Source organism: Actinopolymorpha singaporensis (assembly GCF_900104745.1).
GTDB classification, from domain to species: Bacteria; Actinomycetota; Actinomycetes; order Propionibacteriales; family Actinopolymorphaceae; genus Actinopolymorpha; species Actinopolymorpha singaporensis.
Window position 1 is genome coordinate 4,355,047 of record NZ_LT629732.1, and the last position, 24,395, is coordinate 4,379,441.

At 72.1% G+C, this 24,395-nt stretch carries 19 protein-coding genes; 8 read left to right on the forward strand and 11 right to left on the reverse strand.

The window, feature by feature from the left end; translation table 11 throughout:
• Positions 1-18: 18 nt before the first annotated feature.
• Positions 19-3,444, reverse strand: coding sequence for a bifunctional lysylphosphatidylglycerol synthetase/lysine--tRNA ligase LysX (gene lysX / locus BLU27_RS19570; RefSeq protein ID WP_092655122.1), 3,426 nt, complete (start codon positions 3,442-3,444; stop codon positions 19-21).
• A gap of 113 nt (positions 3,445-3,557) precedes the next feature.
• A complete protein-coding gene (locus BLU27_RS19575) occupies positions 3,558-4,016 on the reverse strand; it encodes an HIT family protein (RefSeq protein ID WP_092655123.1) in 459 nt (152 codons plus the stop codon).
• Between the two features lie 193 nt (positions 4,017-4,209).
• On the opposite strand from BLU27_RS19575, the gene BLU27_RS19580 reads away from it, so the two are divergent.
• The 3 genes from BLU27_RS19580 (at position 4,210) to BLU27_RS19590 (ending at position 9,308) form a co-directional block, all read left to right on the forward strand.
• Positions 4,210-5,574 carry an ROK family transcriptional regulator gene (locus BLU27_RS19580; RefSeq protein WP_241827524.1) on the forward strand — a complete coding sequence of 455 codons (1,365 nt, stop codon included), beginning with the start codon at positions 4,210-4,212 and terminating at the stop codon, positions 5,572-5,574.
• A 194-nt stretch (positions 5,575-5,768) separates the two neighbouring features.
• Entirely contained in the window at positions 5,769-7,688 is a 1,920-nt protein-coding gene (dxs, locus tag BLU27_RS19585; protein WP_092655124.1) for a 1-deoxy-D-xylulose-5-phosphate synthase, read from the forward strand.
• A gap of 84 nt (positions 7,689-7,772) precedes the next feature.
• Positions 7,773-9,308 carry an amino acid permease gene (locus tag BLU27_RS19590; protein WP_092655125.1) on the forward strand — a complete coding sequence of 512 codons (1,536 nt, stop codon included), beginning with the start codon at positions 7,773-7,775 and terminating at the stop codon, positions 9,306-9,308.
• A gap of 110 nt (positions 9,309-9,418) precedes the next feature.
• Here BLU27_RS19590 and BLU27_RS19595 read toward each other — a convergent pair whose 3' ends face one another.
• From BLU27_RS19595 to BLU27_RS19620, 6 genes are all read right to left on the reverse strand, one after another.
• Positions 9,419-9,805, reverse strand: coding sequence for a VOC family protein (locus tag BLU27_RS19595; protein WP_092655126.1), 387 nt, complete (start codon positions 9,803-9,805; stop codon positions 9,419-9,421).
• 86 nt (positions 9,806-9,891) lie between these two features.
• Positions 9,892-12,012: a 3-hydroxyacyl-CoA dehydrogenase NAD-binding domain-containing protein gene (locus tag BLU27_RS19600; protein WP_092655127.1), complete on the reverse strand. Its 2,121-nt coding sequence runs from the start codon at positions 12,010-12,012 to the stop codon at positions 9,892-9,894.
• Positions 12,013-12,047: 35 nt separating this feature from the next.
• Positions 12,048-13,244, reverse strand: a complete 1,197-nt coding sequence (locus BLU27_RS19605; RefSeq protein ID WP_092655128.1) for a thiolase family protein — start codon at positions 13,242-13,244, stop codon at positions 12,048-12,050.
• A 96-nt stretch (positions 13,245-13,340) separates the two neighbouring features.
• Positions 13,341-14,123 carry a DNA alkylation repair protein gene (locus BLU27_RS19610; RefSeq protein WP_241827525.1) on the reverse strand — a complete coding sequence of 261 codons (783 nt, stop codon included), beginning with the start codon at positions 14,121-14,123 and terminating at the stop codon, positions 13,341-13,343.
• 150 nt (positions 14,124-14,273) lie between these two features.
• The gene (locus BLU27_RS19615) at positions 14,274-15,521 is read right to left on the reverse strand and encodes a ribonuclease D (RefSeq protein ID WP_092655130.1); all 1,248 of its coding nucleotides are present in this window, start codon (positions 15,519-15,521) and stop codon (positions 14,274-14,276) included.
• Positions 15,518-16,102: a DUF3000 domain-containing protein gene (locus BLU27_RS19620; RefSeq protein ID WP_092655131.1), complete on the reverse strand. Its 585-nt coding sequence runs from the start codon at positions 16,100-16,102 to the stop codon at positions 15,518-15,520. The genes BLU27_RS19615 and BLU27_RS19620 overlap by 4 nt, the downstream gene beginning before the upstream one ends.
• Positions 16,103-16,268: 166 nt before the next feature.
• Here BLU27_RS19620 and hemE point away from each other — a divergent pair, with 166 nt between their 5' ends.
• Complete coding sequence (gene hemE, locus BLU27_RS19625) at positions 16,269-17,342, forward strand: uroporphyrinogen decarboxylase (RefSeq protein WP_092655132.1); 1,074 nt, start codon at positions 16,269-16,271, stop codon at positions 17,340-17,342.
• A 118-nt stretch (positions 17,343-17,460) separates the two neighbouring features.
• On the opposite strand, the gene BLU27_RS19630 is transcribed toward hemE, so the two are convergent.
• Positions 17,461-18,555 carry a DUF4349 domain-containing protein gene (locus BLU27_RS19630; protein WP_157728702.1) on the reverse strand — a complete coding sequence of 365 codons (1,095 nt, stop codon included), beginning with the start codon at positions 18,553-18,555 and terminating at the stop codon, positions 17,461-17,463.
• 28 nt (positions 18,556-18,583) lie between these two features.
• Here BLU27_RS19630 and hemG point away from each other — a divergent pair, with 28 nt between their 5' ends.
• The 3 genes from hemG (at position 18,584) to BLU27_RS19645 (ending at position 21,353) form a co-directional block, all read left to right on the forward strand.
• Positions 18,584-20,107: a protoporphyrinogen oxidase gene (gene hemG, locus BLU27_RS19635; RefSeq protein ID WP_241827526.1), complete on the forward strand. Its 1,524-nt coding sequence runs from the start codon at positions 18,584-18,586 to the stop codon at positions 20,105-20,107.
• Positions 20,104-20,820, forward strand: coding sequence for a hydrogen peroxide-dependent heme synthase (gene hemQ / locus BLU27_RS19640; protein ID WP_092655135.1), 717 nt, complete (start codon positions 20,104-20,106; stop codon positions 20,818-20,820). The genes hemG and hemQ overlap by 4 nt, the downstream gene beginning before the upstream one ends.
• A 140-nt stretch (positions 20,821-20,960) precedes the next feature.
• Complete coding sequence (locus BLU27_RS19645; RefSeq protein WP_092655136.1) at positions 20,961-21,353, forward strand: hypothetical protein; 393 nt, start codon at positions 20,961-20,963, stop codon at positions 21,351-21,353.
• A gap of 74 nt (positions 21,354-21,427) precedes the next feature.
• On the opposite strand, the gene msrB is transcribed toward BLU27_RS19645, so the two are convergent.
• Entirely contained in the window at positions 21,428-21,886 is a 459-nt protein-coding gene (gene msrB, locus BLU27_RS19650) for a peptide-methionine (R)-S-oxide reductase MsrB (RefSeq protein WP_092655137.1), read from the reverse strand.
• Between the two features lie 93 nt (positions 21,887-21,979).
• Between msrB and BLU27_RS19655 the strand changes: the two genes are divergently transcribed.
• On the forward strand, positions 21,980-23,017 hold the full coding sequence (locus BLU27_RS19655) for a helix-turn-helix transcriptional regulator (protein WP_092655138.1): 1,038 nt from the start codon (positions 21,980-21,982) through the stop codon (positions 23,015-23,017).
• Here the strand turns inward: BLU27_RS19655 and BLU27_RS19660 are convergent.
• On the reverse strand, positions 23,007-24,392 hold the full coding sequence (locus BLU27_RS19660) for an endonuclease/exonuclease/phosphatase family protein (protein ID WP_092655139.1): 1,386 nt from the start codon (positions 24,390-24,392) through the stop codon (positions 23,007-23,009). The two genes, BLU27_RS19655 and BLU27_RS19660, sit on opposite strands and share 11 nt — an antisense overlap.
• Between the last annotated feature and the right edge of the window lie 3 nt (positions 24,393-24,395).

A 24,395-nucleotide genomic window follows, 5' to 3' on the forward strand; every position in this document is an offset into this window, starting at 1 on the left:
AAAGCTGCCAGGAACGGCTCAGGTGCGGTGGTCGCCGCGCGGACGCACCAACGGGAACAGCAGCGTCTCCCGGATCGACCGGCCGGTCAACGTCATCACCAACCGGTCGATGCCGAGACCGAGTCCGCCGGCCGGCGGCATGCCGTACTCCAGCGTGCGCAGGAAGTCCTCGTCGAGCTGCATCGCCTCCGGGTCGCCGCCTGCGGCCAGCAGCGACTGGGCGGTGAGCCGCCGGCGTTGCTCCACGGGGTCGGCGAGTTCGGAGTACGCCGTCCCGAGCTCGACGCCGAACACCACGAGGTCCCAGCGTTCGGCCAGCCGCGGGTCGTCGCGATGCGGCCGGGTGAGGGGCGAGACCTCGGTGGGGAAGTCGGTGTAGAACGTCGGGCCGACGGTGTTCGGCTCCACCAGCGCTTCGTACACCGCGAGGACCGCCGCACCGGCACCGGCCGCCGCGTCGACGTGCACGTCGGCGCGTGCGGCGTACCTGCGCAGCGTCTCGGCATCGGTGCCGGGACCCACCTCCTCACCGAGCGCGGCACTCACCGCCGCGTGCACGCTCACCACCGGCCACTCCCGCGCGAGGTCGACCTCGATGGTGGCGCCGTCGGTTCTGTGAGGGTCGGTACGAGTCAGCACGGTGCCGCCATGCACCGCACGGCAGGCGGAACGGACGAGATCGCAGGCCAGCACCCGCATGGAGTGGTAGTCGCCGTACGCCTGGTAGGCCTCCAGCATCGTGAACTCGGGGTTGTGCGTCGCGTCGGCGCCCTCGTTGCGGAAGTTGCGGTTCAGCTCGAAGATCTGCTCCAGCCCGCCGACGAGCAGCCGCTTGAGGTACAGCTCGGGCGCGATCCGCAGGTAGAGCGGCAGGTCGTAGGCGTTGATGTGGGTGCTGAACGGCCGGGCGTTCGCGCCGCCGTGCACCGGCTGCAGCATGGGCGTCTCCACCTCCTCGTACCCGCCGGTCCGAAGGGTGTCGCGGACCGCCGCGACCACGGCCCGCCGGTGCGCGAAGAGGACCCGGCTGCCGGGCCGGGTGGCCAGGTCGACGGCGCGCTCGCGCACCCGCGCCTCCGGGTCGGTGCGGCCGTGCCACTTGTCCGGCAGGGGGCGCAGGCACTTCGCGGTCAGCGCCCAGCCGATCGCGCGGACGGTGAGCTCACCGGACCGGGTCGTACCGACGTGGCCGGTGACGCCCACGTGGTCGCCGAGATCGACGTCGTGCTTCCACCGGGCGAGTGCCGCCGGGTCGGTCAGGTGGTGCTGGTCGAGCATCACCTGCAGGTCGCCGGTGCCGTCACGGACGGTGGCGAAGCCCAGCCCGCCGAACGTCCGCAGGCCGACGACCCGACCGGCGACGCCCACCTGCCGGCTCGTCCAGGTGTCGGGCCCGAGGCAGGCGAACTCTGCGGCGACCTCGGCGGCGGAGGCCGTGCGGGGATAGCCGACGGGGTAGGGATCGACGCCCTCCGCGCGCAGCCGGCGCAGTTTGTCCCGGCGGACGCGTTCCTGTTCGGGCAGGGCGCGTTCGCGGTGGGCCTCGAGCTGGTCGAGGTCGGCGGCCGGTTCCTCGCCGGGGCGGACGCCTCCGCCGGCGGGTCCCTCGGCTGCCGTCTGGACGGCACCGGCACCACCGACGGCACCGGGTGCAGCGGGCAGCCCGGCGGCACCGGCCGTCTCGGTGCCGGCCCGCTGCGGCACCTTCGTGGCCAGCCCGCGCGCACCGCCCCGGCGCAGCCGGCGTCCCGGCCAGACGGGGACGGGCACCAGGCCCTCCGCGATCCCGGACGCCACCGCGATCCTGGGCAGGTCCCGCGACCTCGGGTAGCACAGGAACCTCGTCACCCACTCGGGCTCGAACTTGGCGTTCGCGCGGTACAGCGCCTCGATCTGCCACCAGCGCGAGGCGAGGAGCAGCGTCCGCCGCCACATCCGGGCCACCGGGCCCGCGCCGATCTCGGCGCCCTCCACCAGGCCGGACCGGAAGATCGCGAAGTTGAGGGAGATCCGGTCCACGCCGAGTGCACGCGCCGCCTCCACCAGGCGGGAGACCATCAGCTCGACCACGCCGTTGGGCGCGGCGGGCGAGCGGCGCATCAGGTCCAGGGATAGGCCCCGGCGGCCCCACGGCGCGAACGACAACAGGGCGCGCCGGTAGCCGTGGCGGTCCAGGCACTCGACCAGGACGCACCGGCCGTCGCGCGGGTCGCCGAGCCGGCCGAGCGCCATCGAGAAGCCCCGCTCGCCCTGCGTACCCCGCCACCGGTCCGCGTCGGAGCCGATCTCGGCGAACTCCTCTGCGGGGATGTCGGCGTGCCGCCGGATCCGGCAGGTGTAACCCAGCCGCTCCAGCCGTTGCACCGCCTGGCGTACGCCACGCATCCGCCGCCCGGCCAGGTCGAAGTCGGCCACCCGCAGCACCGCCTCGTCGCCGAACTCGAGGACGTGCAGGCCCGCGTCGGCGTAGGCGTGAGCTCCCGCCGCGGTCGTCCCCATCACGGCCGGCGCCCAGGCGTAGCGGCGGGCCTCGGCCAGCCAGGCACGGATCGCCGCCGGCCACTGCCGCGGGTCGCCCACCGGGTCGCCGGAGGCCAGGCTGACCCCGGCCACCACGCGGTAGGTGACCGCCGCCGCGCCCGAAGGGGCGAAGATCGCCGACTTGTCCTGGCGGGTCGCGAAGTAGCCCAGGGAGTCCTCGGCGTACGTCGTCAGCAGCGCACGGAGCTGCCGGTCATCGTCCGGCGTCTGGTACAGCGTCTTGCGGCGCGGGCGGAACAGCACCCAGGCGCCGGCGAGCTGCACCGCCGCGCCGAGCAGGCCGAGGAAGACCGTCACCGGGTGCGGGGGCGGGGGAGAGGCAAGCTCGCGGAACACGTCGAACCGGTTGGTCGTGGCGTTGGTGCCACCGGTGAGGAACACCAGCGCGGTCGCCGCCCGGTCGCCGACGGACGCGATCTGCCCGGGGAAGAGCGTCAGCGCCGCCATCCCGAGCACGAACCCCACCACGACGGCGACCGCCACCGTGGCCAGCGCCCGCCAGCCGGCCCGCGGCGCGACCTCGGCGTCGAACGCGGGCCGGGCGAGGACAAGGATCACCAGCACCGCCGTCAGCACGGCGAGGCTGAGCAGGCCGTGGTGCACGATCACGACCTCGGCGACGTCGTACACCATGTTCGGCACGATGAGCAGCAGGACGAGGAACCACCAGGCGATGCGCTTGCGGCGCCGGACCGCGGCGGCGAGGATCCCGAGGTAGGCGGCGTAGGCGAGGTTCGGCTGAGCGCCGATGGTGGTCAGCTCGATGAGGTCGCGTACGGGTTCCAGCACGCTCCGCAACCCCGGGAACAGCGCGGTGACCACACAGAAGATCGCCACGGCGGTCAGGAAGCGCGCGATCCAGGTCGCCAGGACCGCTGCCCTGGCGTCCTTGCGAGGAGCCATCCGCGGCTACCTCACTGGTCCCGCGCCGGCGGCCGGGCACTCGGCGGGGCACTCGGCGGGTCCGTACGCACGCACGCTCGGCAGGATACGGGGCAGAGCTGAAGGTCCATCGCTCAGAGGGCCGCGCGTACCTTCGCGGCGTACTCCCTGGCCTCGTCCTCGTCGGCGTACTTGTGCCGCGGCCAGAAGAAGCCCCGCAGGCCGTCTCCCTTGGTGCGCGGCACCACGTGGGTGTGCAGGTGCGGGACGCTCTGGCTGACCCGGTTGTTGACCGCGACGAAGGACCCCTTCGCGCCGAGGCCGGTCTCCATCGCCCGGGCCACCCTCTGGATCGCCGCGAGATAGGGGTCACGCAGGTCCCCGGGCAGGTCGAGCAGGGTGTCCACGTGCGCACGGGGGACCACCAGCGTGTGCCCCTTGAACACCGGGCGTACGTCGAGGAACGCCACCACGTCCTCCTCGTCCAGCACCAGGTCGGCCGACCGGTCGGCAAGGATGCCGCAGAACACGCAGCTGCCGGTGGCGGACGTGGAGCCGCCCGACGTGGGGGAGCCCGACGTGGAGGTAGGCATGGTGGACAGATTACGGCCTGTCCACCTCCGGACCGCAGAACCGCCGCGCACACAGGGCGACATGACGTGCCGATTACGGCAACGTGCTCCGGCTGGTAAACCCTTGACGATCAGATGACGGAATAGTTGTCTGTGGCGCGTGACGCACCGGCCTGGTTCGCAGGCGTCGCTTCGGGCGGCAAACGTACGTCGGGTGCTGGCAGCGGTCCGGGCACACGGCGTACTCAGTCAGGCCGAGATCGCGCGGATCACCGGTCTCTCGCCGGCCTCGGTCTCCAACATCGTGCACCAGTTGGCCGACGCGGACGCGGTCGAACTCTCCCCGGGGATCCGGGGTGGCCGGCGGGCGCAGGAGGTGCGCGTCCGGTCCGACGGCGGCCTGGTCGTCGGGCTGGACTTCGGCCACCGGCACATCCGGGTGGCGGTGTCCGACCTGCGCTTCGTCGTACGCGCCGAACGCCGGGTGGAGTGCGACGTCGGCGCGTCGGCGTTGTCGGCGCTCGCGGTCGCGGAGAAGCTCGTCGGCGAGTTGCTGGACGAGATCGGCACCACCCGGTGCGGCGTCCGGGCGGTCGGCCTCGGCCTGCCGGCACCTATGGGTCCCGACGGCGGCACCCTTGCGGCGTGGCCGATCCTGCCGAGCTGGTCCACGATCGACCCCGCCCGGCACCTCGCCGAGCGGCTGGAAGCGCCGGTCTACGCCGACAACGACGCCAACCTGGGCGCTCGGGGCGAGCTGTACTTCGGCGCCGGGCGTGGCGTTTCGGACCTGGCCTACATCAAGGCGGCCACCGGCCTGGGCGCGGGACTGGTGGTGGCCGGGAACGTCTACCGCGGGTACGCCGGCTCCGCGGGGGAGATCGGCCACCTCACCATCGACGAGATGGGCCCGGTGTGTTCCTGCGGCAACCGCGGCTGCCTGGAGACGATGGTGGGCGCGCCGTACCTCCTGGAACTCATCCGGCACAGCCACCCCGAGGTGCGGACGGTGGAGCAGTTGGTCACCTGTGCGCTCGCCGGCGACGGCGGCTGTCAGCGGGTGGTCGCCGACGCGGGCCGGCACATCGGCTTCGTGGCCGCGAACCTGTGCAACGTCGTCAACCCCGAACGCGTGGTGGTGGGCGGCGACCTCGCGGCGGCCGGTGACCTGCTGCTGGAGCCCCTGCGGTCCGCGATGCCCCGGTATGCCGTGGTCACGGTGGCCTCGACTCCCGTGGTGGCCGCGCTGACGGGGGAACGGGCGGAGGTCCTCGGCGCCCTGGTCCTCGCGGTCGAGCAGTTCCAGCGCCGGCACGACCAGGGCGACGGTGCGGAGCCCGGCCGGCATCCGGCCAGGAACGACCCGGGCAGGAACGACCCGGCCAGGAACGACCCGGCCAGGAACGACCCGGCCAGGAACGCGGGCGGGGGCACCCCGAGCATGGATTCCCCGGACGGCACCGGCGGCCCCGGAGCCCGTGCGGAGGCCGGCCTGGGCAACGGGCTCCACCGCCCGGTGGGTGACCCCGCGGCGGACCTCGGCGCCGCGGCCCGCAGCCCGGTGGCCGGTCCGGCGTAGCCCGATCGGGACACTTTCGGAGAAGTCGTCCCGCGGGCATTCCGGAGTGTCCCACCGTGTCACCTCCGTCACCCGGGGTGCCGAACGGGGCGTGGCGTACGTTACTCACCAGTCCAGGTCCCACCCGACGGCCGCGCGGCACTCTAGACTCGACCCCAGCCAGACGGTGGACCAAAGGCGTGGGAGGGAGCGGCATGGGTGTGCTCGAGAAGGTACGGGAACCAGCCGACCTCAACGCTCTGTCCGACGAGCAGCTCACCACCCTCGCCCGCGAGATCCGCGACTTCCTGGTGGCCAAGGTCTCCCGCACCGGCGGCCACCTGGGCCCCAACCTCGGCATCGTCGAGCTGACCCTCGCCCTGCACCGCGTCTTCGAGTCCCCCAGGGACCGGATCATCTTCGACGTCGGCCACCAGGCCTACGTGCACAAGATGCTCACCGGCCGCCAGGACGGATTCGACCTGCTCCGGCAGAAGGGCGGCCTGTCGGGCTACCCCAGCCGGGCGGAGTCCGAGCACGACCTGGTGGAAAACTCCCACGCCTCGACGTCGCTGTCGTACGCCGACGGGCTGGCGAAGGCCTACCAGCTGCGCGGTGAGGACCGGCACGTCGTCGCGGTGATCGGCGACGGCGCGCTGACCGGCGGCATGGCCTGGGAGGCGCTGAACAACATCGCCGGCGCCAAGGACCGGCCGCTGGTCATCGTGGTCAACGACAACGGCCGCTCCTACACCCCGACCGTCGGCGGCATCGCCGACCACCTCACCGCCCTGCGCACCGACCCCCGCTACGAACGCGTGCTGGACCTCGTCAAGCGGTCACTGAGCCGGACCCCGCTGGTCGGGCCGCCGCTGTACGACGTTCTGCACGGCATCAAGCGCGGGCTCAAGGACGTGATGGCGCCGCAGGGCCTGTTCGAGGACCTCGGGATGAAGTACGTCGGGCCCATCGACGGGCACGACCGCGAGCTGGTCGAGCACGCTCTGGAACAGGCGAAGAACTTCGGCGGCCCGGTCATCGTGCACTGCGTGACCCGCAAGGGCTACGGGTACGACATCGCCGAGCAGGACGAGGCCGACTGCTTCCACAGCCCCTCCGGCGCCTTCGACCCGCTGACCGGCACCCCGGTCGCCGCGCCCGGTGCGAAATGGACCAACGTGTTCCGCGACGAGCTGGTCGAGCTCGGCCGGGAACGTCCCGACATCGTGGCGATCACCGCCGCCATGCGGCACCCGACCGGGCTGGACGCGTTCGCCCGCGAGTTCCCCGAGCGGTCCTTCGACGTGGGTATCGCCGAGCAGCACGCCGTGACGTCGGCGGCCGGTCTCGCGATGGGTGGAATGCACCCCGTGGTGGCGATCTACTCCACTTTCCTCAACCGCGCGTTCGACCAGATGCTGATGGACGTCGCCCTGCACGGGTGCGGTGCGACCTTCGTGCTCGACCGGGCCGGGGTGACCGGCGAGGACGGCCCGAGCCACAACGGCATGTGGGACATGTCGATCCTGCAGGTGGTGCCAGGTCTGCGGCTGTCCGCTCCGCGCGACGGCGCCCGGCTGCGCGAGCTGCTCCGCGAGGCGGTCGCGGTCGACGACGCTCCGACGGTGCTGCGGTTCCCCAAGGGCGCGCTGGTTGACGACGTGCCCGCCATCGAACGCCGGGACGGGGTCGACGTCCTGGTCCGCGAGGGTGACACCGACGTCCTGCTCGTCTGCGTCGGCTCGATGGCCGCCACCGGAGTCGAGGTGGCCGCCCGGCTCACTGGCCAGGGCATCGGCGTCACCGTCGTCGATCCCCGCTGGGTGAAGCCGGTCAACCCCGTCCTGGTGGACCTGGCCCGCACCCACCGGCTGGTGGTGTCGCTGGAGGACAGCGGCCGGGTCGGCGGATGCGGTGCCGCCCTCGGGCTCGCCCTGTCCGACGCCCGGGTGGGCACGCCGCTGCACGTCGCGGGCATCGCCCAGCGGTTCCTCGAGCACGACAAGCGGCCTCAGCTGCTGGCCGAGATGGGGCTCGGCGCCCAGGACCTCGCCCGCGACATCGTGGAGCGGATGGCCCAGGCAGACGACGCCGCTCTGGTGACGGACGATCACGGAGCGGTGTCACGCGGTTGATCAGTCGTTCGGCTCGCTGACCTGCGACGAAGCCGGCCGCCGACCCCGCTGGCCGACCGGGGTCCGGTCCTCTACGTTGGTCCGATGAATTCTCAGGACCCGCGCGGATCGACGTCGGTCATGCGCACCAAGCCGGTCGAAAAGGCCATCTCCGACACCGAGGCGCCGGAGCATCGGCTGAGGAAGAACCTCGGTGCGCTCGACCTCACCGTGTTCGGTGTCGGTGTCACGATCGGTGGCGGTTTGTTCGTGCTCACCGGCACGGCCGCGGCGACGTACGCCGGTCCGGCGGTGGCGCTGTCGTTCGTGATCGCGGCGGTTGCCTGTGGGCTCGCCGCCCTGTGTTACGCGGAGTTTGCCTCGACCGTGCCGGTGGCCGGTTCGGCGTACACCTTCTCCTACGCCACGCTCGGCGAGCTGATCGCGTGGATCATCGGCTGGGACCTCATCCTGGAGTTCTTCGTCGGCGCCGCGGCGGTGTCCAGTGGTTGGTCGGGCTACCTCGCCAGCGCGTTGCAGGGCACGCCGCTGCAGATACCCGCGTCGGTGGCCAACACCAAGGAGGGGTTCATGAACCTCCCGGCGGGGCTGCTCGTCCTGGCCCTGACCGCGGTGCTCGTCCTCGGCATCAAGCTGTCCAGCCGGATCAACCAGGTCGCCGTCGCGATCAAGGTCGGCGTTGCCCTTCTGTTCGTGCTGGCCGGGATCTTCTTCGTCAAGACCGCCAACCTCACCCCGTTCGTTCCGCCCAGCCAGCCCACCAAGGGCGGCGGCGGCAGCCTCACCGAACCGCTGGTGCAGGTGTTGTTCGGCATGCAGCCGGCAGCGTTCGGCTGGGCCGGGGTGATGAGCGGTGCCGCGGTCGTGTTCTTCGCGTTCATCGGCTTCGACGTGGTGGCCACCACCGCGGAGGAGACCCGCAAGCCGCAGCGCAACCTCCCGATCGGGATCATCTCGTCGCTGGCGATCTGCACCGTCCTCTACGTCACCGTCAGCCTGGTGGTGACCGGCATCCAGAGCTACAAGAAGATCGACCCCGCCGACGCGGCGCCACTGGCCACCGCGATGACCCACGCCGGGCACCCCGCACTGGCCAGGATCATCTCCGTCGGTGCCGCCGTCGGCATCATCGTCGTGGTGATGATCCTGCTGCTCGGGCAGAGCCGGGTCGCGTTCGCGATGGCTCGCGACGGCCTGTTGCCGCCGGTGTTCGCCAAGGTCCACCCGAGGTTCCGTACGCCCTACGTCGTCACCGTCGTGGTCGGCGTCGCGGCGGCACTGCTCGCGGCGTTCACCTCGATCGACGTCCTGGCCGAGCTCGTCAACGTCGGGACGCTGGCGGCGTTCATCCTGGTCAGCATCGGTGTGCTCGTCCTGCGCAAGTCCCGGCCCGACCTCCAGCGCGGCTTCCGCACGCCGCTGGTGCCGGCGCTGCCGATCGTCTCCGCGCTGGTCTGCTTCTACCTCATGCTCAACCTCGCGGTGGAGACCTGGCTGCGGTTCCTGGTGTGGATGCTGATCGGACTGGTCATCTACTTCGCGTACGGCCGCCGTCGGTCCCGGTTGGTGACCGGCAACGTCGGGACGGGCGACCAGCAGGGCCGCGCCGGCCGGGGCTAGCAGGCTCGAGCAGAGCTGCGCCGTCGGCACGGCTTCCGGTGAAGCGCGGAAGCCGTGCCGACGGGCCGACGGGCCGCCCGGCCCGTCGATTCTTCCGCGGAAGAATGCGCTCAGAGGTGCTGGACCACCTGGATCGGGTTGCCGTCGGGGTCGGCGGTCCACGCGATCAGCAGTCGGCCGAGCCATTCGTGTGGCTGGGCGAGGATCGGAGCTCCTGTCGCGGCGATCCGCGCGAGAGCGGCAGGTGTGTCGTCGGTCCACAGGACGACGGCCGCCCGCTGGCCGGTGGGAACGGGATCGAGGCCGTGGTCGTCGCGTACCGACGAGACCGCGGCGATTCCGAGCCGGTAACCGTCGAGAACCAGGTCGACGTGGATGGGAGCCCCCTCGGTGGGGACCCGGAACACCTCACGGAATCCCAGGCCGGCGTAGAAGGCCGCGGCCCGGGAAACGTCCTCGCTGAACAGGGTGACCTGCGGGGTTCGAAAAGCAGCCACGCCCGGACCGTAGCGGACCGGCGTACGGGCTCCTGCGAGAGACCACCGGGTCGACCGGCCGGGTCGTACGGCCGGGTGTACGGCGTTCAGGCCGGCAGACTGGCGACTCCGACCGGGAGGAACCGCCGCCCGGTAACCCGCTCGGCGATACCGCTGCGGTCGAGGTAGGGCGTGATGCCGCCCAGGTGGAACGGCCAGCCCGCGCCGAGGATCATCGCCAGGTCGACGTCGGGTGCGTCGGCGACCACGCCGTCGTCCAGCAGCCGGCGTACCTCGTCGGCGACCGCCGCCATCGCGCGCTCGCGCACCTGCTCGGCGGTGGAGGGCCGGTCACCCTGCTCCAGCAGGGCACGGGTGTCGTCGTCGAGGAACGGCTTTCCCTGGGCGTCCCACGACCACAGGCCAGGCTTGTTCGCCGCGACCAGCCGCTGGAGGTTGGGGGAGACGTAGAACCGGTCGGGGAACGCCTCGTGCAGCGTCTCGGCCACGTGCAGGCCGACGGCCGGCCCGACGAGTTGCAGGAGCACGAACGGCGTCATCGGCAGGCCGAGCGGGAGCACCGCCTGGTCGGCGACCTCCACCGGCGTCCCCTCGTCGACGCAGCGGGTGACCTCGCCCATGAACCTCGTCAGGATGCGGTTGACGACGAACGCCGGCGCGTCCTTGACGAGGATCGCGTTCTTCTTGAGGCCCTTGGCGGTGGCGAACGCCGTCGCCAGGCTGGCATCGTCGGTGCGCTGCCCGCGGACGACCTCCAGCAGCGGCAGGATCGCCACCGGGTTGAAGAAGTGGAATCCAACCACGCGTTCGGGATGGGCCAGCTTGCTCGCCATCGTGGTGACCGACAACGACGAGGTGTTGGTGGCGAGGACGCACTCGGGGGAGACGATCCCCTCGAGTTCGGCGAAGACCTGCTGCTTGACCTTCATCTCCTCGAAGACGGCCTCGAGCACGAAGTCGCAGTCGGCGTAGACGTGCTTGTCGGTGGACCCGGTGACCAGTGCCTTCATCCGGTTGGCCTGGTCACCACTCACCCGGCCCTTCGCGGCCAGCTTGTCCACCTCGCCGCGGACGTACGACAGGCCCTTCTCGACCCGCTCGTCGTCGATGTCGGTGAGCACCACGGGGACCAGCAGCCGGCGGGCGAACAGCAACGCCAACTGGCTGGCCATCAGGCCCGCGCCGACGATGCCCACCTTCGTCACCGGCCTGGCCAGCGACTTGTCCGGGACGCCGACGGGCTTCTTCGCCCGCCGCTGCACCAGGTCGAACGCGTACAGCCCCGACCGGAGCTCCTCGCTCATCAGCAGGTCGGCCAGCGCGTCGTCCTCCAGCGCGAAACCCTCTTCCTTGGAACAGGTCTTCGCCGCCGCGATGATGTCGAGTGCGCGGATCGCCGCCGGCGCGGCGCCGTGCAGCTTGGCGTCGACGAACGCGCGGCCACGGGCGACGGCCGCGTCCCACGCCTCGCCCCGGTCGACCGGCGCCCGCTCCACCCTGGCCCGTCCGGTGAGCACCTGCCCGGCCCAGTCGAGGGAGCGTTCCAGGAAGTCGGCGCCCTCGAACGTCGCGTCGGCGATGCCGAGCGGCTGGACCTGCGGCCCGCGCAGCATGCGGTTGTTGTTCAGGGCGTTCTCGATGATCACCTTCACCGCCCGCTCGGCTCCGACGAGGTTGGGCAGCAGCCAGGTGCCGCCCCAGCCGGGCAGGATGCCGAGGAAGCATTCGCTGAACGCCACTGCCGGCGCGGTGGCGATGACCGTTCGGTAGGTGCAGTTGAGCGCGACTTCCAGCCCGCCGCCGATCGCCAGGCCGTTGATGAACCCGAACGACGGCTTGCGACCGTCGTCGAGCTTGCCGAACACCTCGTGGCCGTACCGCGCGATCTCCTTGGCCTGCTCGCGCCGGGTGATCCGGGGCATGCCGCTGATGTCGGCGCCGGCAGCCAGGATGAACGGCTTGCCGGTGATGCCGATCGCCGCGACGTCCTCGCGGGCGAGGGCGGACTCGATGGCCGCGTCCAGCTCGGCCAGCCCCTTCGGGCCGAACGAGTTGGGCCGGGTGTGGTCGAGGCCGTTGTCGAGGGTGATCAACGCCATCGTTCCGGCGCCGTAGGGAAGGTCGACGTCACGGACGTGTGCGTGCGTCACCACCTCGTCGGGGAAGACGGCGGCGAAGTCCCGGGTGAGGGTGGTCGGGCTGGTCACGGTGCCTCCTGATGCGCTTCGGTCGTGGTGCCCGCTCACGCGGCGCCCTGCCAGTGGGGGTTCTCCCAGACGACGCTGCCGCCCATGCCGATGCCGACGCACAGCGTGGTGAGGCCGTAGCGTACGTCCGGGCGGTCCTCGAACTCCCTGGCCAGCTGCAGCATCAGCCGCACCCCGCTGGACGCCAGCGGGTGCCCGACGGCGATCGCCCCGCCGTAGGGGTTGAGCCGCGGGTCGTCCTCACGCAGGCCGAAGTGGTCACAGAACGCCAGCACCTGAACGGCGAACGCCTCGTTGATCTCGATCAGCCCGATGTCGTCCATCGTCAGCCCCGCCTGGGCGAGGACCTTCTCGGTGGCGGGGATGGGGCCCTCGCCCATCACCTCCGGCTCGACCCCGACGAAGGAGTAGGCGACCAGCCGCATCTTCGGCGTCAGGCCCAGCTCCTTCGCCACCTCCTCCGAGGACAGCAGGCAGGCGGTCGCGCCGTCGTTGAGGCCGGCGGAGTTGCCCGCCGTCACCCGGCCGTGCGGCCGGAACGGCGTACGCAGCTGGGCGAGTGCCTCGACGGTGGTGTCCGGGCGCGGAGGCTCGTCGACCGTGGCGAGCCCCCAGCCCTCCTCGGTGCTGCGGGTCGCGATCGGCACGAGGTCGGGCTGGATGGCGTTGTCGGCGTAGGCCTTGGCCAGCTTGCGCTGGCTGGCCGCGGCGTAGGCGTCGGCGCGTTCCTTGGTGATGCCGGGGAAGCGGTCGTGGAGATTTTCCGCTGTCTGGCCCATCACCAGGGCGGACGGGTCGACCAGCTTCTCGGAGATGATCCGCGGGTTGGGGTCGACTCCCTCGCCCATCGGGTGGTGGCCCATGTGCTCGACCCCGCCGGCGATCACGACGTCGTAGGCGCCGAAGGCGATGCCGGACGCGGTGGTCGTCACCGCGGTCATCGCACCCGCGCACATCCGGTCGACCGCGAAGCCGGGAACGGTCTTCGGCAGCCCGGCCAGCAGGGCGGCGGTGCGCCCGATGGTCAGGCCCTGGTCGCCGGTCTGGGTGGTGGCGGCGATGGCGACGTCGTCGATCCGCTCGGCCGGCAGGCTCGCGTTGCGGCGGAGCAGCTCGCGGATGCACTTGATCACCAGGTCGTCGGCGCGGGTCTCGGCGTACATGCCGCCTGCCTTGCCGAACGGCGTACGGACGCCGTCCACGAAGACCACGTCACGGAGCTCACGGGGCACGTCGCTCTCCTCGTCGTCGGACCGTCGGGCTTGCCTGACTGGTTGCCTGACACCCCTGATGCTACTCACTGGTAACAAGAACGCGCGGCATCCGGGTCAACTCGTTCGTCCCGGGCCGTCGCCCGGGTCGTCCGCGTCCGCGGGCGGAAGGTGCTTCAGCGCCTCCCGGCGGGAAAGCGGGGCGAGCCGGTCCTTCTGCTCGGCGACGTAGGCAAGCACCCAGGTGGGGTCGGTCCCGGCATACTCCCGCAGCGCCCACCCGATCGCCTTGCGCAGGAAGAACTCCGACCGGCCCAGGCTCGGCTCCAGACACGCGCGCAGCAGGGCCGTGTCGGCGGCGCCCTTCGCCTTCAGCTGCGCCAGGATGGCGACCCGGCGCAGCCAGATGTCCTCCCCCGCCGCCCATTCGAGCAGGACCGGAGCGACGGCCGCGGGATCCCCGGCCAGGATGGGGCCGACACGGTTGGCGGCGATCTCGTCGACGTAGTCCCACCAGGCGCCGGTCACCGCGAGGTGTTCGTAGAGGTCCAGCGTGCCGGGGTCCTGCCAGTGGCGGTAGGCGCGGTGCCCGGTGAGGGCCAGCGCGGCGTAGCGCTCCTCGCGGAACGCCGCGTCGTCCCACAGGGCGCGGACGGTGGCCGCCCAGGAGGCCCGGTCACCGAGGGGATGTGCGGCCAGCACCTGCCGGCACAGCTTGCTCACGACCGGTGCCGGCACGCCCCGGAACGGCATCTCCGACTTCATGTACGCCCGCATCCGCTCCGCCCGCTCTGGGTCGGCGGCCGCGGCCAGACCTGCACGCACGGCCTCGACCAGCCGATGGGCCGGCTCGGCCCGACCGGGCGTCGGCGCCAGGATTTCCGAGGGTGGTCGCTTCACGCCGCGGAGCATAGAAGCCGGCACCGACAGACCGCGGATGCCGCGTCGGTGCAGGCGGCGAAGTCAGGGAAGGCGGCGAAGTCAGGGAAGGCGGCGAAGTCAGGGAAGGCAGCGAAGCCGGGGGAGGGCGGCGAAGTCCGGGGAAAAAGGTCAGGCCGGGTCGGGCAGGTGCGCGGCGAGTGCCTCCGCCAGCGCCGCCGCGGTGAGCTCGACCTGCCAGTCGCGCGCACCCCGCTCGCGCAACGCCTTGGCCACCGCCTCCGGCGTGGGATCGGCGGGCGGATCCCACGCCAGCCGGCGTACGGAGTCAGGGGTGAGGAGGTTCTCCACCGGCAGCAAGAACCGGTCGGCGATCGCGTGCAGGCTGGTCCGGCAGGCGGCCAGCCGCGCGGCCGCGGACGGGTCCCGGTCGGCCCAGGCGCGGGCCGGCGGCGGTCCGTCGTAGGGCATGGTGTGCTCGGGCAGTTCCTCGTCGGCAAGCTCGCGGGCGCGCCGCACCGCCGCCCACCACAGGTCGAGGTCGCGGCGGGCGGCGCGGTTCTCGAACGGGCCGAGTGCCGCCAGCTGTGCCCTGCTGGTCGGTTTGGTGCTCGCCGCCGTGATGATGGCGAGGTCGCTCAGCACCCGGCCGGGGGAGATGTCGCGCCGGCGGGCGACTTCGTCGCGCGCGGTCCACAACGAGCGGACGTAGGCGAGTTCGCGGCGGTTGCGGATCCTGTGGAGGCCGGAGGTGCGCCGCCACGGTTCTCGCCGGGTCTCTCGCGGCTCGTGCCCGACGAGTGCGGCGAACTCCTGCGCGGCCCACTTGCGCTTGCCGGCTGCGTCCAGCGCGTCGGCGAGTACGTCACGCAGCTCCACCAGGAGCTCGACGTCCAGCGCTGCATAGACCAGCCAGGGTTCGGGCAGTGGCCGGGTCGACCAGTCGACCGCGGAGTGGCCCTTCTCCAGCGTGAAGCCGAGCAACTCCTCGACCAGCGCGCCCAGGCCGACCTTGGGGTACGAAAGCAGCCGGCCCGCGAGTTCGGTGTCGAACAGGGCGCGGGGACGGAATCCCAGCTCGGCCAGGCAGGGCAGGTCCTGGTTGGCCGCGTGCAGCACCCACTCGGTGTCGGCGAGTGCCGCGTCGAGCTCGCGCAGGTCCGGGCAGCGAACCGGGTCGATCAGCGCGGTGCCCGAGCCCGCGCGGCGGAGCTGGACCAGATAGGCCCGGTGGGAGTAGCGGTAGCCGGAGGCCCGCTCGGCGTCCACGGCGACCGGTCCGTGCCCGGCGGCGAACGCCTCGACCGTGGCGGCGAGCGACTCCGGACTGTCGATGACCGGTGGCAGGCCGTCATGGGGCTTCAGCAGCAGAACAGGTGCACCCTTCGCGGGTCCGAACGAGGGGGCCTGGTCTGTCACCGGCTCCTCACCCGCCGGCCGGGGATGGGGACGACGCCGGCCGGGACGGTCGGCAGGCCGGCCGAGGTGCACAGCAGCCGGCCCCAGGCAAGAGCGTGCCGGCCGAGGGCGTCGTCCACGGGTGTCCAGGAGGCACGGATCTCCAGCTCGGCACGCGCCGGCTCGTCGGCCATTCCGCCGAAGCTCTCCGAGGCGACCCGGGTCACGGTGCCGCTGGGCGCGGTGTAGTCGGCGTCCTCGGCGTCGAGTGCCTCCACCAGCCAGGACCACCCGACCCCGCCGAGGAGTGGGTCGGTGACCATCTCGGCCTCGACCTCCGCTCGGACGTACGCCACACACCGGAAGGTACCGTTCCAGGCCTCGTGGCCCTCGGGGTGGTGGAGCAGGACGAGCCGGCCGCTGGCCAGATCCAGGTCGTCGACGACGACGTCGGCGCTGATGGCGGCCGCGAAGGGCGCGACTCGCTGAGGTGCCGGCACCTCCTCGGCGATGATCTCGGGCCGGAAGGGTGCGGCACGTATCTCGCTCAGCGCCCGTTGGAAAATCTCGGGCGGGGCGTTCGAATCCGTACGCGCAGCCACGCGGGAGAGCCTACGTCGGCCCACCCCCGCCCGCCGGGGACCGACGCGCCGAGAATCCCGGCGATACCCGGACAAGTACGGAAACAAACCTGCGAACCGTGTCCGTTGGCGGACACGCTGGCGGTGCCGTCGGAGCTGTCGGACCGACCGCCTACGCTTCGAAACTGTGAACACCAGCGCCGCACAGACCCGCCCGACCCATACCGGCACCGACCTCGCCGACTCGGCGTTCCTGCGCGCCTGCCGCGGCGAGCCCGTGCCGCACACCCCGGTGTGGTTCATGCGCCAGGCCGGCCGTTCGCTGCCGGAGTACCGCGCGCTGCGCGAGGGCGTTCCGATGCTCGAGTCGTGCACCCGGCCCGAGCAGGTGGTGGAGATCACCATGCAGCCGGTTCGCCGTTACGGAGTGGACGCGGCGATCTTCTACTCCGACATCATGGTGCCGCTGAAGGCCATCGGCGTGGACCTCGACATCGTGCCCGGAGTCGGGCCGGTGGTAGCCGAACCCATGCGCTCGCTCGACGACCTGGCGCCGCTGCGGCCGATCGAGCCCGGCGACGTCCCGTACGTCATCGAGTCGATCCGCGGGCTCACCGCCGAGCTGGGCGGCACGCCGCTGATCGGGTTCGCCGGCGCGCCGTTCACACTGGCGTCCTACCTCGTGGAGGGCGGCCCCAGCAAGGACCACGCCGCGACGAAGGCACTGATGTACGGCCGGCCCGACGTCTGGCACGAGCTGCTCGGACGGCTGGCGACAATCGCCGCGGGCTTCCTGCGCATCCAGGTGGAGGCAGGTGCGTCCGCGGTGCAGTTGTTCGACTCCTGGGCGGGCAGCCTGGCTCCCGACGACTACGACCGGTACGTCCGGCCGCACTCCGAGGCGGTCCTGGCGGAGGTGGGCACGCTCGGCGTCCCCCGCATCCACTTCGGCGTGGGCACCGGTGAGCTGCTGGGCTCCATGGCGGCGGCCGGCGCGGACGTCGTGGGAGTGGACTGGAGGGTGCCGCTGGCAGCCGGCATCGACCGTGTCGACGGCCGGCCGGTGCAGGGCAACCTCGACCCGTCGCTGGTGTTCGCGCCGTGGGAGATCGTGGCGGAGAAGGCGGCCGGCATCCTGACCGCCGGGCAGAAGGCACCCGGGCACATCTTCAACCTCGGGCACGGCGTCCTGCCCAGGACCGACCCGGACGTGCTGGCACGGCTGGTCGACTTCGTGCACACCGAGTCCGCCCGGGGCTGATCCCTGACCCCGCCTCGACGGCGCGAACTGGCGGGTGCCGAGTGCGGCGGAGAAGGTTCCCGACGTGCGTGGCGCCGGGCCCGCCCGCAGCCGGTGGTCGCAGGGCCGGTGGCGCCGCTCAGGAGCCGGCCGGCGGAGGTGTCGGCTCCACCGGCGCGGGCGGGCGGGCGGACCTTGCCCGCAGCCGGCGCCGCAGCGGTACGCCGACCAGGGCGCACAGACCGACGAAGACGAGGAACGGCATCGCCGCGCCGAGCGCGGTCAGCACCGCCTGCCCAGTCGCGGCGAACGCGGACCAGCCCGAGCGCAGTCCCGCAAGGAACCCGGTCCCCGCGTGGTCGGAGTCGTCGGTGCCCGGCGCCGGCGGGGTCTCGAAGTCGACCCGGATCGTGGCCAGGGTCGCCTGACCGTCGAGGGCGGCGGCCCGGGCCTGCAGCGACTCCAGTTCGGCCTCGCGGGAGGCGAGTTCGGTCTCGACCTGCATCACCTCACCGACGGTCTTCGCCTGGCCGAGCAGCGTGCGCAGCCGGTCGATGCTGCGCTGCTGGCTCTTCACCCGGCTGGCCACGTCGACCACCTGGTCGGTGACGTCGGTGGCCTGTTGGGAGTCGGTGCGTACGGTGCCCAGTTCGCGGAGCGCGCCCACCACCTGGTCGAAGTCCGCGACAGGCACCCGCAGCACCAGGCTCACCCCGGTGGCCGAGGTCCTCGTCGTGCCGCGGCTGCCCGGGGTGCCCGGGTTTTCGGACCCGGGCACGACCTCGTCGGAACTGCTCTCCTGGCTGGCGACGTACCCACCTGCGCCTTCGGCGAGGGAAGCGGCGCGGCGGGCCGCTGCCCGAGCGTCCTTGGTACGGATAGCCAGGGTGGCGGTCCGGACGATGGACCGGCGGAGCTCGCTCAGCTCGACACCGGCTGGCTGGGCCTTCGCCCCGCCGGCCTTCACCCCGGTGTCCGTGCCGGATTTGGCAGCGGATCTCTCGTCGGGCTGCCCGGCCGACTCCGGTGCGACGGCAGGGTGGGCCTTGCTCGCCGACCCCCCGCCCGCCGAACCGCCCGCGCGCTCGGCGCTCTGACCGGCACACCCGGCCAGTGCCAGGGCGACGACGGCCGCCAGCAGCAGGAGTCCACGCGTACGGGCGAACCACGAGGAGCGGGCCGGCTGGGCCGGCTGGATCAGCTGGGTCGGACGGCGGGTTTCTGGGCCGGTCATGGTGGACCTCCGCGAGGAACGAGCCGGGATGATCGTGGTTCCTGACGTAGGGCGGGCGTACGGCATGATCACCCGGTTGGTGCTGTCCCGACGCGCACGGGCCGGGCAAGGTTGCCCGCCCCAGGTCTGGGAAGGTGGGCGTATGCGGGAGATCGTGATCGTCGGCGGCGGCATCGCGGGTGCGGCTACGGCGTGGTTCCTCCATCAGGCCGGCCGCACCGACCTCAGGGTGACGATTCTGGAAGGGTCACCCCGGGTCGGCGGCAAGCTGGCCACTGCCGAGCTCGCCGGGATCCCCGTCGACACCGGGGCCGAGGCGATGCTCAGCCGGCGCCCGGAAGCGGTCGAACTCGCCCGCGCCGTGGGACTCGGCGACGCCCTCCGCCATCCCGCCACCACCTCCGCCTCGGTGTGGACCCGCGGCGGCCTGCGTCCGCTTCCGGCGGGCACCGTGATGGGCATTCCCGCCGACCAGGCGGCGGTAGCCGGCGGCGGCATCCTGGGGCCGGACTCGATCGCCCGGATCGGCGCCGAACCCCACGAACCCGGGCCGCCGCTGACCGGTGACGTGTCGATCGGGAAGTACGTCGAACGCCGGCTGGGCAGGGAGATCGTCGACCTGCTCCTCGAGCCCCTTCTCGGCGGGGTGTACGCGGGCCACGCGGACGAGCTGTCCCTGGAGGCGACCGTCCCGCAGCTCCTGGCCCAGCTGCGCACCGATCCCTCGCTGGTGCGCGCCGCCGCCCGCGCCAAGGCGGCCGCGCCCACCTCCGACGCGCCGGTGTTCGCCGGGCTGGACGGCGGCGTCGGCCGGCTTGTCCCCGCGGTGGTCCGGGCCTCCGAAGCGGACGTACGTACGGACACGACGGTCCGCGCGCTCACCCGCACCGCCACCGGCTGGGAGCTCCTCACCGGCCCCACCCGGGAACCGGTGACCGTCCGCGCCGACGCGGTGGTGCTGGCCTGCCCGGCCCGCCCGGCGAGCCGGCTGCTGGAAAGCGTCGCGCCCGGAGCGGCCAGCGAGCTCGCCGGGATCGAGCACGCCAGCATGGCGACGATCGCGCTGGCCTACCCCGCGTCCGCCGTACCCGCCGACCTGCCCGGCTCGGGCTTCCTGGTGCCACCGGTGGAGCACCGGGCGATCAAGGCGGTGACGTACTCCTCCCGCAAGTGGGGCTGGCTGGCTGAGCGGGCACCCGAGCTGGTGATCGTGCGCGCCTCGATCGGCCGGCACCGCGAGGAGGCCGACCTGCAGCGGTCCGACGAGGAACTGGTCGCCGCCGCGCGTGCCGACCTGGCCGCCGCCACCGGGATCGCGGGCGAACCGGTCGACACCCACGTCCGGCGCTGGGGAGGCGCGCTGCCGCAGTACGCCGTCGGTCACCGGGCGCGAGTCGAGCGGATCCGCGCCGGCGTCGCCGCTCACCCCGGCCTTGCCGTGGCCGGCGCCGCCTACGACGGGCTCGGCATCCCCGCCTGCGTGGCGAGTGCCCGGTCGGCCGCCACCCAGGTGCTGGCCGCTCTGCCTGCCGCGGGGACAATGACCACATGAGCGCACCACGACAAGAGACCGGCAGCGCGCGCCCCAAGGCACGTGACCTGAACCAGACGATTCGGTACACGATGTGGTCGGTGTTCCGGCTGCGCGAGCCGCTGGGAGCCGACGGCCGGGCGCTGGCCGCGGAGGTCGAGGACCTGTTCGGGCAGCTGGCCGGCAAGGACGTGGTGGTCCGCGGCACCTACGACGTCTCCGGGTTGCGCGCCGACGCCGACCTGCTGATCTGGTGGCACGCCGCCGACGCCGAAGACCTGCAGGAGGCGTACAACCGGTTCCGGCGTACCGCCCTGGGCCGGCACTTCGACCCCGTGTGGTCCCAGCTCGCCCTGCACCGCCCGGCGGAGTTCAACAAGAGCCACATCCCGGCCTTCCTCGCGGAGGAGGAGCCGAGGAGCTACGTGAGCGTCTACCCGTTCGTCCGGTCCTACGAGTGGTACCTCCTGCCCGACGAGGAGCGCCGCGCGATGCTGGCCGAGCACGGGATGATGGCCCGCGACTACCCCGACGTACGCGCCAACACGGTGTCGTCGTTCGCGCTCGGCGACTACGAGTGGATCCTCGCCTTCGAGGCCGACGAGCTGCACCGGATCACCGACCTGATGCGGCATCTGCGGGGCGCGAAGGCCCGGTTGCACACCCGCGCGGAGGTGCCGTTCTTCGCGGGGCGGCGCAAGCCGATCGCGGACATCGTCGACCAGTTGCCCTGACCACCGACGCGGCCCGGCCCGCATCGGACCGCCCATGTGTGAAGGTTGGGGCGGGGGACGGGCCGTGGATTGCGCGTGAGCTCGCGCGGATGCCGGGACGGTGCCGTGGATGCTCAGGTGAGCAGGGGAGAGGAGCGGGCGTGAGCTGGCTGCGGAAGGTGTTCGGCGGCAGGGACGACCTGTCGGCGGCGCCGGTGACCATGGACGTCGAGCGCCGCAAGGCGCAGTTGATCCGGCTGGAGAACGCACTCGACCGGCTGGTCGAGGTGATGAAGGCCAACGAGGAGCGAATGGCCAACCCCGCCTGGAAGGAACGCATGGCGGAGTACCGCCGGATCTCCGGTGAGTGCTACAAGCTGCGGTCCGGCGGGTTCACCCGCGAGCAGATCCTGGACGTGGCGTTCGAGGTGCGCCCGGTGTTCGGCGGCGAGCTTCCGCCCGACGTACGTGCCGTCGAGCCGCCACAGGAGGAGGCGCTCGCCGCCGCTGCGGAGATCCAGGCCGTGCTTCCCGGCGAACGCCCCACGAACTGAGGTACCCCCGGTCCGCCCGGGTTCTGCCGCGGGTCTGCTCGGGGGGTGCGCGTTGGCTCAGCGCCTGCCGAGGCTCACGACGTCCCGGCCCCCTCGTCGGGTTCGAGCGTCAGGGACACGGAGTTGATGCAGTAGCGCTGGTCGGTGGGCGTGCCGTAGCCCTCGCCCTCGAAGACGTGCCCGAGGTGGGAGTCGCATCGCGCACAGCGCACCTCGGTGCGGACCGTACCGAACGACCGGTCCTCCAGCAGGCGCACCCTCTCCCCGGCCATCGGCGACCAGAACGACGGCCACCCGCAGTGGCTGTCGAACTTCGTGTCGCTGCGGAACAGTTCGGCCCCGCAGGCGCGGCAGCGGTAGACGCCGGTGGTCTTGGTGTCGACGTACTCGCCGGTCCAGGGGCGCTCGGTGCCGGCCTGGCGGAGAACTGCGTACTCCTCCGGCGACAGCTGGGCGCGCCACTCCTCGTCGGTCCTGCGGATCTGGTCGCTGTGCGCGGTCTGGGCGGTCTGTGCATTCTGGTTCTCCGGCATGGTTTCGACCCTACGCCGCCACGCCCAGCGCCCACGGTGGAGCCGCGTCCTCAGCGGACACGAACTGACCGCAATGTCGGGCATGCTGTGCGCATGGCGAACACCAGCTCCCGGACCTTGCGGCTGCTCTCCCTGCTCCAGACCCACAGGTACTGGCCCGGCCGGGAGCTCGCCGACCGGCTCGGAGTGTCCGTACGCACCCTGCGCCGCGACGTCGACCGGCTGCGCGAGCTGGGATACCCGGTGGACGCCAACCGCGGCGTCGACGGCGGCTACCAGCTCGCCGCCGGCGCGGCCCTCCCGCCGCTGGTGATCGACGACGAGGAGGCGGTGGCCGTCGCGATCGGCCTGCGGGTCGCCACCCAGGCTGCGATCGCCGGCATCGAGGAATCCTCGGTCCGGGCACTCACCAAGATCATCCAGGTGATGCCGCCGCGGCTGCGCCGGCGGGTGGACACCCTGCGCACCGTGACCGTGCCCGCGGCGTGGACCGGCGGGCCCACGGTGGACGCGGAGATCCTCACCACGCTCGCCCAGGCCTGCCGCGACGAGGAGCAGCTCAGGTTCTCCTACACCGCGCACGGCGGCGTACGCAGCGAACGCCAGGTGGAGCCGCACCGCCTGGTGTCGCTGGGCCGCCGGTGGTACCTCGTGGCCTACGACCTCACCCGGCACGACTGGCGCAGCTTCCGGCTGGACCGGGTGGCCGAACCCCGCAGCACCGCCACCCGCTTCCGCCCCCGTGAACTCCCCGCGGAGGACGCGGCGGCGTTCGTCCGGGCCGGGATCGACAACCGCTCGGTCACGACCACCGTGGAGGTGCTCGTCCACGCGGCCGCCGAGGAAGTTCGCGCCAAGGTCGGGCAGTGGGCGACCGTCGAGGACGCCGGCAAAGTGAACAGCGCGGAGGCCGGCAAGGAGAACAGCGAGGACCGGTGCCGGCTGCTCATGACGGTCGACTCCCTGGACTGGGTGCTGATGACGGTCGGCGTGGTGGGTGCGGAGTTCGAGGTCGTCAACCCGCCCGAACTCGCCGAACGCGTACGCGAGTGGTCGGCGAGGTTCGGCCGGGCCGTGGCCGCCAGGGACGGTGCGAGGACCGCACCGGCGGCTGCTGAGGTCACGGGCTGATCCGCACCACCTGGGGGTCGTGGTCGCTCACCTGGTCGGCGAACTCCGCGTTGACGTGCACCACGTCGTACCCACGCACCCGACCGGAGAAGCCGGCCGACCGGTTGCCGATCAGCGCCGGGCTCACCAGGATCTGGTCGAGCACCTGGGAGTTGCCGTCGAAGACGTAGGAGTAGCGCTCGGCCGGCGCCAGCAGGGAGGGCAGGCTCACCAGCGTCCGGCCATCCTGCAGGATCTGGCTCGTACGCGAGAACTCGAAGTCGTTCAGGTCACCGACGACGACCACCTCCGCGTCCGGCTGGACCGCCTGGATCCGTGCCACGAAGTCGTGCACGAGGCCGGCCTGAGCGTGCCGCTGCGTCTCCGACGAACGCACCGGAGGCTGCCAGCGGCCGAGCAGGGGCTCGTCACCGCCCTTGGAGTTGAAGTGGTTGGCGATCACGAAGAAGGTCCGGCCGTGGTAAGTGAACTCACCGGCGAGCGGCTTGCGCGAGTCCTGCCACGCCTCGTCGCCGGGAGCGATCCGGCCGGGGGACAGTGTGAGCGCCGCCTGTCCGTCGGCCCGCCGGACCACGTCCGTGGCGGTCGTCGCGTCACCGCCTGCCCGGTCGACGAAGGACACCCCGCGGTCGGTGCGGAACAGGAACGCCACCCGGATGTTGCCGGTGGGCTGACCCCCGTCTGCCAAATTGACCGGGGAGATCTGCCGCCACTGGTACGCCGGGCCGCCGGCCGCGGCGATCGTGTCGGTCAGCATCCGCAGGGTCCGGTCCGCCGACACCACGCCGTCCGACGTGCAGGTGGACGAAGGACCGTTGGGGCACTCCGGCCCGGTGTCGTCCTGGACCTCCTCCAGCGCCAGGACGTCGGGTGCGGCGAGGTTGTGCACGATCGTCTCGGCCAGCCGGTCGAACTTCTCCTGCCGGTCGGTCGGGTCGAGGTTCTCCACGTTGAAGGTCGCGATCGCCACCTCGTTGCGCGCCGGAGCCTGGGTGACCTCCTTGGTCAGCCCACCTGAACGGACCGTCGGCACAGAGGTGGGATAGACGCGGAAAGTGCCGTAGTCGTAGGAGAGCGGGCCACTCACCGCGCCGGTCAACGTGTCACCGACGTTCGCGGCCGGCATCTGCTGGTAGACGATCTCGTCGTCGACGGTGAGCCGCGCGGTGTTGGGCGTTTCGTAGGACGCGTAGCGAACGCCGCCGGAACGCGTGCGGGGTGCACCGGTGGTGCCGGAGGGTACGACGGTCAGCTCGCCGTAGCTGTTGGTCGGCCCGACCACCTGCGCGTCGCGTACCTCCACCAGCATGCTTTCCAACGTCTCGTAGAAGTCGATCGCGTCCCGGTCGGGCCGGAAGTCGCCGGTAGTCTCCACGTC